Annotated in this window: 11 protein-coding genes; 4 read left to right on the forward strand and 7 right to left on the reverse strand. The window is 73.5% G+C overall.

What is annotated here, in order from left to right; all coding sequences use genetic code 11:
* Nucleotides 1-21: 21 nt before the first annotated feature.
* A complete protein-coding gene (locus ACZ6S8_RS16480; RefSeq protein ID WP_469456262.1) occupies nucleotides 22-732 on the reverse strand; it encodes a FadR/GntR family transcriptional regulator in 711 nt (236 codons plus the stop codon).
* A 125-nt stretch (nucleotides 733-857) separates the two neighbouring features.
* On the opposite strand from ACZ6S8_RS16480, the gene ACZ6S8_RS16485 reads away from it, so the two are divergent.
* Complete coding sequence (locus tag ACZ6S8_RS16485; RefSeq protein WP_469456513.1) at nucleotides 858-1,424, forward strand: gluconokinase; 567 nt, start codon at nucleotides 858-860, stop codon at nucleotides 1,422-1,424.
* Between the two features lie 12 nt (nucleotides 1,425-1,436).
* Complete coding sequence (locus ACZ6S8_RS16490; protein ID WP_469456264.1) at nucleotides 1,437-2,834, forward strand: GntT/GntP/DsdX family permease; 1,398 nt, start codon at nucleotides 1,437-1,439, stop codon at nucleotides 2,832-2,834.
* Nucleotides 2,835-2,931: 97 nt separating this feature from the next.
* Here the strand turns inward: ACZ6S8_RS16490 and ACZ6S8_RS16495 are convergent, their stop codons facing one another.
* The 5 genes from ACZ6S8_RS16495 to ACZ6S8_RS16515 form a co-directional block, all read right to left on the reverse strand.
* Nucleotides 2,932-3,972, reverse strand: a complete 1,041-nt coding sequence (locus ACZ6S8_RS16495; RefSeq protein ID WP_469456266.1) for a hypothetical protein — start codon at nucleotides 3,970-3,972, stop codon at nucleotides 2,932-2,934.
* Nucleotides 3,973-4,033: 61 nt separating this feature from the next.
* A complete protein-coding gene (locus ACZ6S8_RS16500) occupies nucleotides 4,034-5,314 on the reverse strand; it encodes a cytochrome P450 (protein ID WP_469456268.1) in 1,281 nt (426 codons plus the stop codon).
* 84 nt (nucleotides 5,315-5,398) lie between these two features.
* Nucleotides 5,399-5,914 carry a protein-tyrosine phosphatase family protein gene (locus tag ACZ6S8_RS16505; RefSeq protein WP_469456270.1) on the reverse strand — a complete coding sequence of 172 codons (516 nt, stop codon included), beginning with the start codon at nucleotides 5,912-5,914 and terminating at the stop codon, nucleotides 5,399-5,401.
* A 56-nt stretch (nucleotides 5,915-5,970) separates the two neighbouring features.
* Nucleotides 5,971-6,780 (reverse strand): hypothetical protein, encoded by an 810-nt coding sequence (locus tag ACZ6S8_RS16510; protein ID WP_469456272.1) that lies wholly within the window; start codon nucleotides 6,778-6,780, stop codon nucleotides 5,971-5,973.
* 152 nt (nucleotides 6,781-6,932) lie between these two features.
* Nucleotides 6,933-10,493 carry a S8 family serine peptidase gene (locus tag ACZ6S8_RS16515; RefSeq protein WP_469456274.1) on the reverse strand — a complete coding sequence of 1,187 codons (3,561 nt, stop codon included), beginning with the start codon at nucleotides 10,491-10,493 and terminating at the stop codon, nucleotides 6,933-6,935.
* A 186-nt stretch (nucleotides 10,494-10,679) separates the two neighbouring features.
* Here ACZ6S8_RS16515 and ACZ6S8_RS16520 point away from each other — a divergent pair, with 186 nt between their 5' ends.
* Nucleotides 10,680-12,284, forward strand: a complete 1,605-nt coding sequence (locus tag ACZ6S8_RS16520) for an MFS transporter (protein ID WP_469456276.1) — start codon at nucleotides 10,680-10,682, stop codon at nucleotides 12,282-12,284.
* A gap of 3 nt (nucleotides 12,285-12,287) precedes the next feature.
* On the opposite strand, the gene ACZ6S8_RS16525 is transcribed toward ACZ6S8_RS16520, so the two are convergent.
* A complete protein-coding gene (locus ACZ6S8_RS16525) occupies nucleotides 12,288-14,273 on the reverse strand; it encodes a glycosyl hydrolase family 28-related protein (protein WP_469456278.1) in 1,986 nt (661 codons plus the stop codon).
* Nucleotides 14,274-14,659: 386 nt separating this feature from the next.
* Between ACZ6S8_RS16525 and ACZ6S8_RS16530 the strand changes: the two genes are divergently transcribed.
* Nucleotides 14,660-16,306, forward strand: coding sequence for a GMC oxidoreductase (locus ACZ6S8_RS16530; RefSeq protein ID WP_469456279.1), 1,647 nt, complete (start codon nucleotides 14,660-14,662; stop codon nucleotides 16,304-16,306).
* Nucleotides 16,307-16,358 lie beyond the last annotated feature (52 nt).

Genomic DNA, 16,358 nt, shown 5'->3' on the forward strand with positions numbered 1-16,358 from the left:
CCTACGGGGCGGGTGCGCGTCCTACGGAGCGAGGACGTCCAGCTCCTCCAGGGCGCCCACCGCGATCTGCCGGGTCAGTGCCTCGGCTCGTGCCGCATCGCCCTCCCGGACGGCTTCCGCGACCTGGACGTGCAGGGTGACGGCGGCCGGGTCGGGGTCGTGGAACATCACCTCGTGGCGGGTCCGGCCGGTCAGCACCGCCTCGACGACGTCGCCGAGCCGGGCGAACATCTCGTTCCCGGAGGCGTTCAGGACGACGCGGTGGAAGGCGACGTCGTGGCGGAGGTAGCCGTCGAGCTGGTGTCCGCGCGAGGTGCGCACCATGCCGAGGGCCGCTTCGGTGAGTTCGGCGCACTGCTCCGGGGTGGCCAGGGTCGCCGCGAGCCCGGCGGCGACCGGCTCGACCGCGGAGCGCAGCACGGTGAGGGAGCGCAGCTGGCGGGGGCGGTCGGTGCCGGCCAGCCGCCAGACGATGACGCGGGGGTCGTACACGTTCCACTCGTCCGTGGGACGCACCGTGACGCCGACCCGGCGGCGGGACTCGACCAGCTGCATCGATTCCAGGACCCGGACGACCTCCCGCACGACGGTGCGGGAGGCGTCGAACCGTTCGGCGATCTCGTCGGTCCGCAAGACGCTGCCCGGTCGGTACTCCCCGGCCGTGATGGCGAGGCCGAGGGTGTCCAGCACACGGGAGTGGAGCCCCTGCCCGGGGCCTCCGTCGGTCGTCATGGGCGTAAGCGTAGGTGACGGCACGGAGCGCGCCGGTGTACGCCGGGGAACAAAAGATGCGACGTTTTCTGCCTACTACTTGAATACGTACTACTTAATAGGCTTCAGTGGTGCCACACGAACCGATGTCGACGAGGACAGCGAGGTACGGCGTGAGCTCCCAGCGCGTCATTGTGGTGATGGGCGTGGCCGGTACGGGCAAGACGACCGTGGGCCGGCTGCTCGCCGAGGCGCTCTCCCTTCCGTACGCGGAGGGCGACGCGTTCCACCCGGCGGCCAACGTCGCCAAGATGTCGGACGGCATCCCCCTGGAGGACGCGGACCGGTGGCCGTGGCTGGACGCCATCGGCGTGTGGATCCGCACCCGGGCCGGACGCGGCGGCGGGGTGGTCGCCGCCTCTTCGCTCAAGCGCGCCTACCGCGACCGGCTGCGCGCGGCGGGCCCGCGGACGGTCTTCGTCCACCTCACCGGGGACCGGCCGCTGATCGAGGAGCGGATGGCGGCGCGCAAGGGCCACTTCATGCCGCCCGCCCTGCTGGACTCGCAGTTCGCCACCCTGGAACCCCTCCAGCCGGACGAGGCGGGCGTCGTCGTCGACGTGTCCGGCTCGCCCGAGGACATCACCGCGCGGGCGCTGGCCGCCCTGCGCCGGCTCGGCGCGCCCGAGAACCCCAGCACCCCCCAGAACTAAGGAATCGTCACCGTGACCGGTCTCAGCGTCGAGACACTGGCAGCGGCGGGCAGCGAACCGATCACCTCGGCCGGGAACACCCAGCTCGGGATCGCCGTGCTCGCGGCCATAGCCGTCATCGTCCTGCTCATCACCCGCCTCAAGATGCACGCCTTCCTGGCCCTGACCCTGGGCTCACTGGCCCTCGGGGTCTTCGCGGGCGCACCCCTGTCCAAGACCATCACGAGCTTCACCGCCGGGCTGGGCGCCACCGTCGCCGGCGTCGGCGTCCTGATCGCGCTCGGTGCGATCCTCGGCAAACTGCTGGCGGACTCCGGCGGCGCCGACGAGATCGTGGACACGATCCTCGCCCGGGCCAAGGGCCGGGCCATGCCGTGGGCGATGGTGCTGATCGCCTCGGTCATCGGGCTGCCGCTGTTCTTCGAGGTCGGCATCGTGCTGCTGATCCCGGTGGTCCTGCTCGTGGCCAAGCGCGGCAACTACTCGCTCATGCGGATCGGCATCCCCGCGCTGGCGGGCCTGTCCGTGATGCACGGACTCATACCGCCCCACCCCGGGCCGCTCGTCGCCATCGACGCGCTCGGCGCGAACCTGGGCGTCACCCTCGCGCTGGGCGTGGTCGTCGCGATCCCCACCGTGATCATCGCCGGGCCGCTGTTCTCCCGGTACGCGGCCCGGTGGGTCGACATCCCGGCGCCGGAGCACATGATCCCGCAGCGTCCCTCCGAGGAGCTGGAGCACCGGCCCCGGTTCGGCGCCACCGTCTTCACGGTGCTGCTGCCTGTGGCCCTGATGCTGGTCAAGGCGCTGGTCGACATCGTCGTGGACGACCCCGCCGACCCGGTCCAGCGGGTCACCGACGTCGCGGGCTCCCCGCTGATCGCCCTCCTCGCGGCGGTGCTGGTGGGCATGTTCACCCTGGGCCGCGCGGCCGGCTTCACCCGGGCGAGGCTCTCGACGACGGTCGAGAAGTCCCTGGCCCCGATCGCGGGGATTCTGCTGATCGTGGGGGCGGGCGGCGGCTTCAAGCAGACCCTGATCGACGCCGGAGTCGGGCAGATGATCCTCGACCTGTCGAAGAGCTGGTCGATCCCCGCCCTGCTGCTGGCCTGGCTGATCGCGGTGGCCATCCGCCTCGCGACCGGGTCGGCGACGGTGGCCACCATCTCGGCGGCCGGCCTGGTCGCCCCGCTCGCCGCGGGGATGTCGACGACCGAGACCGCGCTCCTGGTCCTCGCGATCGGATCGGGTTCGCTGTTCTTCAGCCACGTCAACGACGCGGGCTTCTGGCTGGTCAAGGAGTACTTCGGGATGACGGTCGGGCAGACCCTGAAGACCTGGTCGGTGATGGAGACCATCATCTCCGTGGTCGGGCTGGGCTTCGTCATGCTGCTGTCGCTCGTCCTGTGAACCTCCGGGCGCGGCCGTGGAAGCGGCCGTGGAAGCGGCCGTGCCCGGGATCGTCGGCACGTGACAGGGCGGCCGACCCACCCGGCGCGCCGGCGCGTCAGCGCGGCGCGCCGTCGGCGTCGAGCTGGGCGGCGGCGAGGGCGAGGCCGTTGGCCGCGGTGGCACAGCGGTCGGCGAAGGTGGTCACCTCGGCGCGCAGCGCCTCGGAGCGCAAGCCCGGCCAGACCGCGACGGCCGGGGTGACGGTCGCGTGCAACCGCCGGGCGCGCGCCCGCAGCGCGTCCGCGTGGCCCCCCAGCCCGGCCGCGGGTGCGGGCCGGTACGGGGCCGCCGCCCGCGCCGGACGCGCGGCGGGGCGCTGCGGCTCCCCCGCGTCCGGGCTGCGCGGCGGCTCTGGACGGGCGGCGGGACGGACCGCGGGACGATCGGCGGCCCGGTCGGGCACGCCCCGGCCGCCCCGACCGCCCCCGCCCGCGGGGTCGAGGCCCTGGTCTCGGTCGCACAGGGCCAGGAAGGCCGCGCCGAGTCCGAGGAGCGGATCGGCGGTCACGGCCCGGCCGGTGGCCACCTGCCAGCCCGCGTGGTCGTTGAAGGGGTTCGCGTCGGTCAGCGCGTTCCAGGCGAGCACATCGGCGAACGCCGGGGCCAGCAGCGCGTAGGCGGGCCCCTCGCCCCGGTCGCGCACGATCGCCCGGAAGAGGCGGACGGCCTCGCCCTGACGGCCCGCGCCGGCCGCGGCGAGGACGCCCGCGGCCCCCGGGTCGAGCAGCAGTTCGGGACGGCCCGCGCTCGCGGCGCCGATGCGGACCCGCAGACCGCAGACGGCGACACTGACCGCGAGGCTCTCCCGGCGCGCCAGCAGCCCCGCGCACCGGCCGGCGCCGGCGACGCCACGGCCCCGGGGCGCCCAGCCGAGGCCCCCCGGATCGGTGAGGGTGCGCAGCAGGGTGCGCCAGGCCAGTCGGCGACGGCCGCCCCGGGCGAGGGCCGCCGCGGGCAGCCGGGCGCCGAGGGCCAGTCCGGAGGCGTAGCGGGCGGCCTTGCCCACCGCGTCGGCGGTCTCGGCGAGTTCGCGGCACAGCGTGTCGAGCAGGACGACGTCCGGGGCGGTGGACGCGGAGGTCGCGGCGTCGGGCATGGGGTCCTCTGGAGGTTCGGCAGGGGTACGGAAGGGCGGGGGCCGGGCCGGTGGCACGGCGTCAGCGGCGGGCCAGGGTCAGCCGGATCCCGTGCGGATCGAGCGTCTCGGGCAGCGGTCCGACGGGGTCCAGGAGCGGTCTCCCGGCCTCGATCCGGTGGCTGCGCAGCACTTCGGCGCAGAGCGCGGCGGTCACCATCAGGCCGAGCTGGTCACCGGGGCAGCGTCCGCCGCCGTGGCCGAACGGCGCCATCCGGGTGTCCTGGTCGGCCCCCTGGTCCTTCCAGCGGCCCGGGACGAAGGCGTGCGCGGCCGGTACGTGCTCCGGGTCCCGCTGGTGGAAGGCGGCGGGCAGCAGCACGGCGGTGCCCGCGGGGTGGCGCACGCCGTGCCAGACGGTTTCGGTGCGGGTGACGCGGATCAGGTCGGGGACCACCGGGTACAGCCGCAGGGATTCCCGGACGCAGGCCCGCAGCCACGGCAGTTCCCCCGGAGCCGCCGCGGCGGCGGCTTCCGTGGCGGCCCGGCGCTGCTCCGCCGGGTGCGCGCCGAGCAGCAGGAGGGTGCGCAGCAGCGTCTCGGGGAGGGCGTCCAGCGCGGCGAGCCACTGGTGTGCCCGGCCGAGGGCGCCGGGGTGGAGGGCGGCCCGGCCGAGGAGGGTGTCGCGGTCGGCGCGGCGGGCGTACTCCCGGATGCGGTCGTCGGCCTTCGCCCGCAGCGAGCCGTCCGTGGCGCGGGGCCTGCCGCCACGCGAGCCCGGCCCCGCACCGGGTGCGGGACGGCCGCCGCCGGCGCGCAGCTGCCGGAGCCACCCGGTGAGCTGCTCGTCTCCGGCGGCCGCGTGGCCGAGCACGATCCGGCGCGCGACCCGGTCCACGGTGTGCCGGGCGCGGGCGAGTTCGAGGGTCCCGGCGGCCGTCAGCTGCCGGGCCTCCTCGGCGAGGAGGGTGAGGAGCGCCTCGTACGAGGGGTGTACGGGAAACCCCGGCACCAGCGCCTCCGCGTCGATCCGGCGCCGCTCCGGGCCTGGTTCCCCGTGCCCGCAGTCGGCGCCGGCGGGGTCTGCGGCGTACGGGCCCCGGCACTTCTCGGGAGGCTCGGCCGCGAGCACGCTCGGGGGTTCGGCGTAGAAGCGGCCGAGGTCCCGCGGGTCGAGGAGGACGAGGACCGTCCGGCCGGCCCGGGTCCGCAGCAGCTGCGGCGCGTACCCGTGGCGCGCCCGCAGGGCGTGCAGGGTTCCGGCGGAGGCGCGGACCGTGTCGGCGCGCCGCGGCCGGGTGCCGACCAGCCCGCGGACGAGGGCGCCGAGGCCGCCGAGGGCGGCCTCCTGGACCGTGCGCATGCGTGTACCTCCACGGCCGGAAGGGGACGGTCGGTGACATCGGGATCACCGTACGTCCCCCGGGCACACCCCGCGCCCCGAGCGCTACGCCGACGGATCCAGCCCGTTGAGCAGGGCGGCGATGTCCAGGCCGTCGGCCAGGTAGGCGGTGAAGGTCTCGTTGTGCAGGGCGTGGGGGGACCTCCTGCTCCGGACGAGTGCGACGGCCCGGTCGGGCGGCAGACCACGGCTCACCAGGCACTCGGCGACGACGAGGCCGGACCGGTTGTAGCCCGAGTGGCAGCGGACGAGCGTGGTGAGGCCCAGGTCGAGGGCGAGGGAGACCGCGCGGGCGAGGTGCTGGACGCGGTGCAGTTGCTCGGCGGTGAGCGGCGCGTCCGGCAACTCCGCGACCACGTGTTCGGCGCGCGGGCCGGGGCCGTGTCCGGGTCGGGTGTGCAGGCTGACGACGAGGTCGAACTCGTCGGTCACGACGGCGGGCCGGAGCGTGCCTGAGGGGCCGGTCCAGAAGTGGCCGCCCATCCAGAGCCCCGGGATGATCTCGTCCCAGGGAGTGGTCGGGTCGGGGACCCCGTGGTCCCGCTGACGGGTCTTGCTCATGGGACGGGACCTCCCGGGCGCGATGGCGGAAGCGTATCCCGGCCCGCCCGCGGTGCTCAGCCTGGTGGTGGGGTGAAGGCGGCTTCGCGGAAGGCGGTGCGGAGGGGGGTGGGGGCGGAGGCCGGGAGGAGGACCGCCCAGCGGCGCAGGCGCGGGGCGACCCAGAGGGCGGGGGCGTCGGCCGCCGGAGCGTGGTGGGCCCAGACCCCGTGGGGCGCCGGGTGCCAGAGGAGGCCGCGGGCGGGGGTGAGTTCACCGGTGCGGATGCGGAGGGACTCGGCGGTCCAGGCGGGGGCGACGCCCGGCCCGTCCGGGGCCAGGAGGTGGCACGGGAAGCGGACGAGGTCGGCGAGCGGGGCCCGGAGGGTGCCGTCGGCGAAGCGGGTGCGGGTCATGCCGAGGGGCTGCCAGACGCGGGTCGCGGCGAGTTCGGCGAGGGAAGTGCCCGCGAGGGTCTCGGCGAGCCGGGTGAGGGCGGCGGTCCCCTCGGGGTGGGTCAGCAGGTGGTGTGCGGTGGTGCCGGGGACGGACGTGGTGTCCCCGTACGCGGTCAGGGGGGTGTGCAGGTGGAGCGCGCCGTCGGCGACGAGGCTGCCGAGGGCCGGCCACAGGGCCAGGACGGTGGCGAGGCCGTCGACGTCGAGGTCCTCCGGCTCCGCTCCGGCGGCGTCGTCGTTGTCATCGTCATCGTCATCGTCATCGTCCGGAGCGCGTGGGGAGGCCGCGGTGGCCGCGGCGGGTCCGCCGGTCCGGCCGTGGGACGCCGCGTGGACGCCTTCGGGTCCGCCGACGGCCCAGACCGCGCCGGGGTCGGCGGACTCCACGAGCGCGCGGATGTCCTCGGCCTGGTCGCTCAGGAGCGTCATGGTCGGTCACGCTAGCGAACCGGCACCGGTCCGCCCGCTGCGTCACGCCGCAGGCCCGGCCCCGCCACCCGAATGCCGGGCCGTGCGGTGCGGGGCGTACGGGAGGGGCGGGGTGCCGACCGGCACCCCGCCCCCCGTCACGACCGGTGCGGTCAGCTCTTGTCGGGGCGGTCCGTCACCCGGAGGGCGTTCAGCAGGGGCTTGCCGAACCCGCCGTGCGTGACGAAGCGGATGTTGAGGACCCCGTCGGTGACCGTGACCGTGTAAGTGCGGGTCAGGGCCGTGTAGGTGCCCGCCTCCAGCGAGATGTCGAGGGAGGGCAGGACCTGCGCGCCCTCGGCCAGGACGTCGAAGACGCGCTTGTTCGGCTTGGTGGAGGAGAGCTCGGCGAAGCCCAGCTCGACCGTGTAGGTCCCGTTCGGGACGTTGTCGAAGCGGTACTCGTACATGCCCTCACGGGCGTTGCGGTACAGCTTCTGGTCGGCCGTGCCGGCGATGGTGCGGCCGGTGGCCTGGACGGAGGCGTTGCCCTGGTAGCCGTAGGAGCCGGCGGTGTACTTGCGGTCCGGGGACCAGGGGTCGCCCAGGGCGTCCGTGCCCGCGTAGTCGGAGCCCGCGTCCAGGGCGACCTGGTAGCGCGGGACGACGACCTTGACCGGAACGGTGAGGACCGGGTTGCGGCCGCTCGCCGAGGTGATCCGCAGGTCGGCGGTCAGGACCGTGCCCGGGGCCAGGCCGGCGGTGTCGACGGCGAGCGTGACCGGCACCTTGCCGCCGGTCGGGAGGTTCCCGGTGGCGGGGGTCGCCGTCAGCCAGGCCGCGTCCTCGGCCACGCCGAACGCCGTGCCGAGGCCGGGGTTCGTCAGGTCGAGGGTCCGGGTCCGCTTCCGGTCGGTCGGCAGGACGACCTCCACGGCCGGCTGGGACGCGGTCACGCGCCCCGTGCGCAGGGACTGCGTCACCGCCGTGACGTCGGCGGCCTTGACGACCACCGCCGCGGTGACGGCTTCGTACTGGGGTGCGGAGACGGCGACGGAGGTCGGGCCCGAGGGGCTCTGGACGACGTACCCGCCGTCCGCCGCCGTGGTCGCCGAGACCGCCGCGTCGCCCGTGCCGACGCTCACCGTGGCGCCGGCGATCCCGTTGCCGTCGTTGGCGTCGAGCACCCGGCCCGCCACCACACCGCTCCTGGTGGTGCGGAAGGCGATGGAGAGGCCGTCGGTGATGACGGGGGTGTTGAAGGAGTACTTGAACGCGTCGCTTCCGGTCGCGTTCTCCACGCCGACGGTGGCCGTGGAGCCGCCCTTGATGCCGGTGCCGCCGGTGCCCTTGTAGGCGTAGGTGACGGTGCCGTCCTCGCCGATGGCCGCCGAGAAGGAGAACTTGTCGGCCTGCGCCGACCAGTGGGACACCTCGCGCCACTCGATCACGTAGCTGCGGTGCGGGGCGGTGCCGGTGACCGCGGTGAAGACGCCGGAGCCGCTGCCCGCCGCGCCGACGACGAGGTCGTCCCAGAACGGGTAGAGGGCCGCGTTGGGCGTGGCCGTGCTCGGGATGTCCCCGTTGATGTCACCGGTGTTGTTGCCGCCGAAGCTGACGGTGCCGTTGGTGCCGATCCAGGCCTGCCCGTACGTCTTTCCGTACAGCGGCAGCGGGAACGGCAGGTCGACGCGCTCGGTGGTGTTGTCGCCGGTCAGGGCGAGCTGACGGCTGCCCGGGGTGTACGGGCGATCGCCGGCGGCGGCGCAGGCGTAGCCGTAGCCGTCGGTGCGTTCGGGCAGGCCGACCGCGACGGTCGTGTCGCCCGCGACGGTCACCTGCGCCGAGCCGCCGGTCACGCACCGCGAGGTGTGGGTGGCGTTCACGGTGTACGTGCCGTGCGGGAGGGTGACCTCGAAGCGGCCCTGCGCGTCGGTCGTCGCCGTCACCGGGGTGTCGGCGACGGTGACGGTGGCGCCCGCGGCGGGGCCGGCGGCGGAGGAGACCGTGCCGGTGAGCTTGCCGGAGGCGGCCTGGGTGAGGGTGAAGTCGCCGGTGGCGGTGGCGTTCTCGGTCACCGTCGCGGTGGCGCTCTGCTGTCCGTAGCCGAACTTGGAGGCCGTCAGGGCGTACTCGCCGACCGAGAGGGAGGCGAAGGCGTAGCTGCCGTCGGCGCCCGTGGTCGTCGTCCGGTCGATCGGGCCGTCGGCGGTGACCTTCACGCCCGCGACGGGCTCGCCGCCGGAGCGGACGGTGCCGCCGAGCGCGCCGATCGCGCCGCGCGGGGCGGCGTTCACGGCGGCGAGGGCGTCGAGCTTGCCCTCGCCGAAGACGTTGTTGTCCGCGGCCGTGCCGCCGCACTGTCCGTTGTCGGTGTCCTGGGCGGTGCCGTCCAGGAGCGCCTCGGTCTGCGCGATGTCCCCTTCGAGGGCGGGCGCGGCGGACCAGAGCAGGGCCACGGTGGCCGCGGTGTGCGGGGAGGCCATGGACGTACCGGAGAAGGCCTCGTAGCCGCCGCCGGGCACGGAGGAGCGGACGTTCACGCCGGGGGCGGCGATGTTCGGCTTGATGATGCCGCCGGGACCCGCGCCGCGCGAGGAGAACGAGGCGATGGTGTTGTTGATGTCGAAGGCGCCGGAGCTGTAGGAGCTCGCGTAGTCACCGGGTGAGCCGCTGGTGGAGCAGCCGGGGCCGGCGTTGCCGTTGCTGAACGCCGGGAAGATGCCGGCGGCGCGCCAGGTGTCGACGATCTGCTGGTACCAGTCGTCGTGCGCCGAGCTGCCCCACGAGTTGTTCACGATGTGCGGGGCCAGGTCGGGCCGGGGGTTCTGGCCGTTGAGGTCGGTCGGGGCGACGATCCACTGGCCGGAGGCGAGCAGGGAGGCCTCGGAGCAGGAGTTGGTCTCGCAGCCCTTGGCGGCGATCCACTTGGCCCCCGGTGCCACGCCGATCTTGTTGGCGCCGCCGTCGTCGCCGACCATGGTGCCCATGGTGTGGGTGCCGTGGTCGTTGTTGTCGCAGGGGGCGGCGGTGGTGCAGACGCCGGCCGGGTCGAACCAGTTGTAGTTGTGGTCGTAGGTCCCGTCCGCGCTCTTGCCGCGGTACTGGTTGTTGACCGCCGGGTGGGTGTGGTCCACGCCGCTGTCGATGTTGGCGACGACGATGCCCTCGCCCCGCACGCCGGCCTGGTCCCACACCTGGGGGGCCTTGATCCGGTCGATGTTCCACTCGACGGCGTCGGCCGCCGCCTTCTCCCGCTTGCCGTCGGCGGGCTTCGGGAGGGCGACCTTGTCGTCGGCGTCGATCCGGGCGACCTCGGGGCGCTGGGCGAGGGTACCGGCGAGCTTCTCGCTGCCGACGACACGGACGGCGTTGACGATCCAGTACGAGGTGTACTCGGCCTTGGCGCCGTCCAGGGCCTTGAGGACGTCGGCCTGGCTGCGGGCCGCGTGGGCCTTCTTGGTCCGCAGCACGGTCTCGGCCTTGGCGGCGCGGGTCTGCTGTTTACCCGCGGCGGTCAGGTCGGCGGCGCTGTCCAGGTAGACCCAGAAGACGGCCTTGGCGGATTCGTCGAGCTGGGCACGGAGCTTCGGCTCGATCTTGCGCTCGGCCGCGCTCGGCGCGGGGCCGGGTTCCGGCGCGGCCGCGGCGACGCCCGCGCCGACGGGTAAGAGCAGGACCGCGGTGAGAGCGGCGAGCGCCGCGCGCAAGGGTCGTCTGGCGAGTTGTGCCACGTGTTGTCTCCTCGTACGCCATGTGCGGGATGTGCGGGAAAGATGTGCGTGTGACGTGCGCGGGTCATGGTGATCGAGGTGCCATGCTCATTACAAGAGGGCCTAATGAGCCGTAGTGGCCGCCGGTGGAGCGGCCGGTGCGGCGGCCCGGTGGCCCTTCCCGGCCGCGCGGGCCAGCCTGAAGGCATGACAGCCCCCGCCGACCCGCCCGCCGACCCGCCCGTGGAACCCCCCGTCGGCCCGACGGCGGGGCATCCCGCCGATCCGCCGTCCGGACCCCCCGGCGGCTCCCCCGCCGGACCCTCCGTCGGGCCCCCCGACCAGGTCCCCGGCGTCCGGCTGGCCTCCGCGCGCGGCCGGTGGATCCTGCTGACCACCGTGCTCGGTTCCGCCATGGCCCTGCTGGACTCCACCGTGGTGAACGTGGCCCTTCCCGCCATCGGCGAGGACCTCGGCGCCGACCTGGCCGTGCTGCAGTGGACGGTCAACGCCTACCTGCTGACCCTGGCGGGCCTGATCCTGGTCGGCGGCGCCCTCGGCGACCGCTTCGGGCGCAGGCGCGTCTTCGTGCTGGGCGTGGTGTGGTTCGCGGCGGCCTCCCTGCTGTGCGGGATCGCGCCGAACGCCGGGGTGCTGATCGCCGCCCGGGCCCTGCAGGGAATCGGCGGGGCCCTGCTCACCCCCGGCTCCCTCGCCCTGATCCAGGCCTCGATCCGGGCCGGCGACCGGGGCCGCGCGGTGGGCCTGTGGTCGGGACTCGGCGGGGTGGGAGCGGCCGTCGGGCCCTTCCTCGGCGGCTGGCTGGTGGACGGGCCCGGCTGGCGCTGGGTGTTCCTGCTGAACGTGCCGGTGGCCGCGCTGTGCGTCCCGGTGGCGCTGCGGCACGTACCGGAGTCCCGTGACCCGCGGGCGCACGGGCGGTTCGACGTCATGGGCGCGGTGCTGGCCGCGGCGGCGCTCGCACTGATGACCTACGCGCTGATCGAGGCGCGGTCCGGCAGCCCCCTGGTGCCGGCCGCCGCTGTCGGCGGGGTCCTGCTGGCCTGTGCGTTCGTCTACGTGGAGCACAAGCGGGCCCACCCGATGGTGCCGCCGGAGATCTTCGCCTCCCGGCAGTTCACGGCCGTCAACCTGGTCACCCTGTGCGTGTACGCCGCCTTCGGCGGGTTCTTCTTCCTCGTCGTGCTCCAGCTCCAGGTCGTGGCGGGCTATTCGGCCCTGGCGTCCGGCGCCGCGCTGCTGCCGACCACCGTGCTGATGCTGCTGCTCTCCGCCCGGTCGGGGGAGCTCGGGGAACGGATCGGGCCGCGGATCCCGCTCACGGTGGGGCCGCTGCTGTGCGCGGCCGGAATGCTGCTGATGCTGCGGGTGGGGCCGGACGCCGCGTACGTACCGGACGTGCTGCCCGGGCTGCTGGTGATGGGCGCGGGCATGGTGACCCTGGTGGCGCCGCTGACGTCGACCGTGCTGGCCTCGGTGGACCCGGGCCGGGCCGGACTGGCCAGCGGCATCAACAACGCCGCGGCCCGGGCGGCCGGGCTGCTCGCGGTCGCGGCGCTGCCGCTGCTGGCCGGGATGGGTCCCGAGGCCTACCGCTCGGCGGAACAGTTCGACGCGGCGTTCGACCGGGCGATGCCCTGGTGCGCGGGCATCCTGGTGGCCGGCTCCGTACTGGCCTGGGCGACCGTACGGAAGCCGGCACCCGGGACGCCGCGCCCGCGGCCGCAGTGCCGTATGCAGTGCGCGGTCACCGCTCCGCCGCTCGAACCCCGCGGCGCGGCGGAGCGGTGAGCCCTACCAGCGGGAGGGCGGCGGCGGGGGCACCACCGGCGGGCGGTCGTCACAGGTGAGCGTGTTCGGTAGCTCCCAGGCGGCGAGCCAGGGGCCGGTGGTGCCGCCCCCGTCGTTGCCCCCGAGGTCGGTGAGGGAGAACTCCGATCCGGTGGCGGGGAAGTTGAAGGAGCCGCAGTTGTTGACCCCCACCGCGCCGACGTTGCGGGCGTCGACGTTCTCGAACGTCGCGGAGCCGGCCGAGCGGGCGCTGACCACGGAGGTACCGGTGCCGTCGACGCGGGTGTCCTTGAAGTGGACGTGTTCGATGCGGTGCGTGTCCTTCACCGGCCAGTCGGTGACCAGCATGATCGCGTTGTAGGTGTTGTCGAGGAAGGCGTTCCCGTCGGCCCGGACGTCGGCCCCGTCGATGCTGCGGTCCAGGGCGTAGAACCAGATCGCGCCGAGTCCGATGTTCCAGTTCAGTTCGTACGTGCCCGCGCGGACGGTGGTGTTGTCCGCGATCCGCAGGGACCCGGTGAAGGGCTCGGCGCCGAACCGGGCGCCCACGTGCAGGGCGCTGCCCTCGCGGACGGGGTCGGCGACGAGGTTGGCGGAGAGGGTGGTGTCCGCGCCGCCGTAGACGGCGATGCCGTTGGCGAGGCTCGGGCTCTGCACGGTGTTGCGGTCGAAGGTGTTGCGGGCGTTCGCCGTCTTCTCCGACCACATGGCGAGGCCGTCGTCGCCGGTGCCCCGGACGAAGTTGTCCCGGACCAGCGAGTCGGTGACGCCGGTGTGGAAGTTGAGCCCGTCGGCGATCTGGTCGGTGATCACGTTGCGCGTGACCCTGACGTTGCTCATGGGGCCGTCGAACCAAATGCCCACCTTGGTGTGGTGGAGGTACATGCGGTCCACGGTCGAGTCGCTCATCGCGCCGCCCACGGCATTGACCTGGTCGGTGTCGACGCGCTCGCGGACGTCGCCCTCGACGGCGAAGCGGGAGAGGTGCACGTCGCGACTGCCGCCGGCCGGGGCGTCCTTGCCGTAGAAGCCGACGCCCTTGCCCTTGACCGTGGTGTACCAGCTGCCGGCGCCCGTGATCGTGACCCGGTCCACGATGACGTGGCGGTTCACCTGGAAGGTGCCGGGCGGCAGGTAGACGGGCAGCCGGTGGCGCTGTGCGAAGGCGATCGCCCGGTCGAAGGCGGCGGCCGAGTCGCGGCGGCCGGTCGGGTCGGCGCCGAAGAGGAGCACGTTGGCGGCGACCGCCTCCACGTGCGGGGCGCCGACGAGCTGGGAGTCCAGCAGGTCGATCACGGTCCACGCCGCGGCGGATCCGGCGGGGACGGTGAGGCGCACCTTCTCCCCGGCCCGGTGCGTGCGGCCGAGCAGCAGGCGCTGCTCGTCGTACATGTGGTGGGGGCGGAAGGGCTTGGCGATCACCGGGGCCGGGGTGGTGGCCGCCGGGACGCAGCCGCACTCGGTGATCCACCAGTCGGGGTGCAGCAGGTCGGCCTGCGGGTCGTTGGTGAAGGGGTACTGGTTGTACAGCCAGGAGAACTGCGAGGTCAGGGTCATGGTCCGGCGGTTCTGACCGCCCACGGTGACGTCGAGCGGGGCGGTGATCCCGCCGCCCTGCGGCGCGTCGGGGAGGCTGTAGCGGACGGTGAGCGCGTCGGCGGCGGCGGGCAGGGTGAACTCCACGTAGCGGCCGGGCGTCAGCTTCACCGCCGCGCGGCCGGACGCCTCGGCCGGGAGCGAGTACGCCGTCCGGTCGGGGCCGATGACCGTGCCGTCGGTGACCGCGTTCTCCGCCTCCTGTTCGGCGAAGTCCACGCGGGCGCCCCGTCCTTCGACGAGCGCGGGGTCGAGTCCGGCCCGGGTGACGAAGGGAGCGGCGGCGCGGGCGGTGTCCGGGCGGGCGAGCGCCGGGGCCGCGCCCAGTGCTCCGAGGCCGAGCGCGGACGCTGTGAGCACCGCCAGCACGGCGGCCGTTCTTCTTGGGGGCATGGCCGGGACAGTAGGGCGGTGCGCAGGAACACAGCAAGGGTCGTGCGCGAAATATTCGTCCGACTGTCGTGAATTTGCGGCCCGTTGTGGCATCGCGAACCCCGACCCCCTCCGCAGATGAAGGGGCGGCGCCCCCCTCAAGGGGGGCGACAGCCGCCGGTGCGGTGATCCGCGCGGCGCCGTGGCGGCTTGAATTGACCGCCACCCGGCGCCCGTTCGCCGCGGTCGCGTCCCTGCTGGTCCCGGGCGGGGTGCAGCGCCGGGAGTCCGCAGCCCCTGTGACGCGACCGGCCTGAAGTTACGAAGTTACCAATAGGTATGTAGTGACTTCACACGCCTGTAGCAGTAGAACTCGTTCTCATTCAGCCGAGAGTGAGGAACGTCACATGAGTGACAACACCCTGCCCAGAAACGGCTCCAACGGCTTTTCCCGGCGCGGATTTCTTGCAAGAACAGGTTCTATTCTGGGCGCCGTCGCCCTCTCCGCCCAGGTCCTCCCCGCCCATGCGGCGCAGGCGTCGGCAGCCAACGCCGCCATCGACAACGGGGCCCACGTCCCGGTCCTGGTGATCGGCACCGGATACGGCGGATCCGTCGCGGCGCTGCGCCTGGCGCAGGCCGGTGTCAACGTGCACATGGTCGAGATGGGCATGGCCTGGGACACCCCCGGGAGCGACGGCAAGATCTTCGCGCACACCACCAACCCGGACTACCGCTCCTATTGGCTGCGCACGAAGACGAAGGCGCCGCTCAGCAACTTCCTCGGGTTCCCGATCGACAAGAACGTGCCCAAGTACACGGGCATCCTCGACGCCGAGGAAATGGGCGGGATCATCGTCTACCAGGGCCGCGGCGTGGGCGGCGGCTCGCTCGTCAACGGCGGCATGGCCGTGACGCCCAAGCGGCAGAACTTCAGCTCCGTGCTGCCCTCGGTGAACGCCGACGAGATGTACGACACCTACTACCCCCGCGCCAACGCCGGCCTCGGAGTGGGCCTCATCGACCCGGCCTGGTTCGACACCGTCGACTGCTACCAGTACGCCCGCGTGGGCCGCAAGCACGCCCAGCGCTCGGGCTTCCCCTTCGTCTTCGTGCCGGACGTATACGACTGGGACTACATGAAGCAGGAGGCGGCCGGCACCGTCCCCAAGTCCGCGGTGAGCGGCGAGATCCTCTACGGCAACAACTACGGCAAGAAGTCGCTCCAGCAGACGTACATCGCGTCCGCCAAGGCCACCGGACGGGTCACCATCTCGCCCCTCCACCAGGTCACCTCGGTCGCCCCCGCCCCGGGCGGCGGCTACACCGTCTCCCTCAGCCAGCTGAACACCGACGGCAGCGTCTCGGCCTCCAAGAGCGTGACCGCCGACCGGGTGTTCTTCGCGGCCGGCAGCGTCGGCACCAGCAAGCTGCTCGTCAAGCTGAAGGCCACCGGCGTCCTGCCCCGCCTGAACAACGAGATCGGCAAGGGCTGGGGCGACAACGGCAACGTCATGTGCGGCCGCGCGAACCACATGTGGGACGCGACCGGCAAGGTCCAGGCGTCCATCCCCTGCGGCGGCATCGACAACTGGGACGCGGGCGGGGCCTTCGCCGAGGTCGCGCCCCTGCCGACCGGCATCGAGACGTACGCCTCCTTCTACCTGTCGATCACCAAGAACCCGCACCGCGCCGAGTTCTCCTGGAACGCGGCGGCGGGCAAGGTCGACCTCAACTGGCAGACGGCCTGGAAGCAGGCGTCCATCGACATGGCCAAGACCATCTTCGACAAGATCAACAAGAAGGAGGGGACGATCTACCGCACCGACCTCTTCGGCCTCAACAAGATCTGGGGCGACCACCTCACCTACCACCCGCTGGGCGGTGCGGTCCTGAACAAGGCCACCGACAACTACGGCCGTCTGCACGGCTACACCGGCCTGTACGTGATCGACGGTGCGCTGATCCCCGGCAACACCAGCGTCAACCCGTTCGTCACCATCACGGCGCTCGCCGAGCGGAACATCGAGAAGATCATCGCCACCGACCTGTAGCGGGGCGGGCGGGGACGGAAGCCGGGGCCGGTCGGACACGCCGAACGGCCCC

The organism is Streptomyces sp. NPDC048461, from assembly GCF_055587105.1.

Excerpts from the sequence above, each read along its gene's own strand:
- ACZ6S8_RS16485 (WP_469456513.1), top strand. The coding sequence starts at position 858 with ATGTCGACGAGGACAGCGAGGTACGGCGTGAGCTCCCAGCGCGTCATT.
- ACZ6S8_RS16495 (WP_469456266.1), bottom strand. The coding sequence starts at position 3,972 with ATGCCCGACGCCGCGACCTCCGCGTCCACCGCCCCGGACGTCGTCCTG.
- ACZ6S8_RS16530 (WP_469456279.1), top strand. The coding sequence starts at position 14,660 with ATGAGTGACAACACCCTGCCCAGAAACGGCTCCAACGGCTTTTCCCGG.
- ACZ6S8_RS16480 (WP_469456262.1), bottom strand. The coding sequence starts at position 732 with ATGACGACCGACGGAGGCCCCGGGCAGGGGCTCCACTCCCGTGTGCTG.
- ACZ6S8_RS16520 (WP_469456276.1), top strand. The coding sequence starts at position 10,680 with ATGACAGCCCCCGCCGACCCGCCCGCCGACCCGCCCGTGGAACCCCCC.
- ACZ6S8_RS16500 (WP_469456268.1), bottom strand. The coding sequence starts at position 5,314 with ATGCGCACGGTCCAGGAGGCCGCCCTCGGCGGCCTCGGCGCCCTCGTC.
- ACZ6S8_RS16525 (WP_469456278.1), bottom strand. The coding sequence starts at position 14,273 with ATGCCCCCAAGAAGAACGGCCGCCGTGCTGGCGGTGCTCACAGCGTCC.
- ACZ6S8_RS16510 (WP_469456272.1), bottom strand. The coding sequence starts at position 6,780 with ATGACGCTCCTGAGCGACCAGGCCGAGGACATCCGCGCGCTCGTGGAG.
- ACZ6S8_RS16505 (WP_469456270.1), bottom strand. The coding sequence starts at position 5,914 with ATGAGCAAGACCCGTCAGCGGGACCACGGGGTCCCCGACCCGACCACT.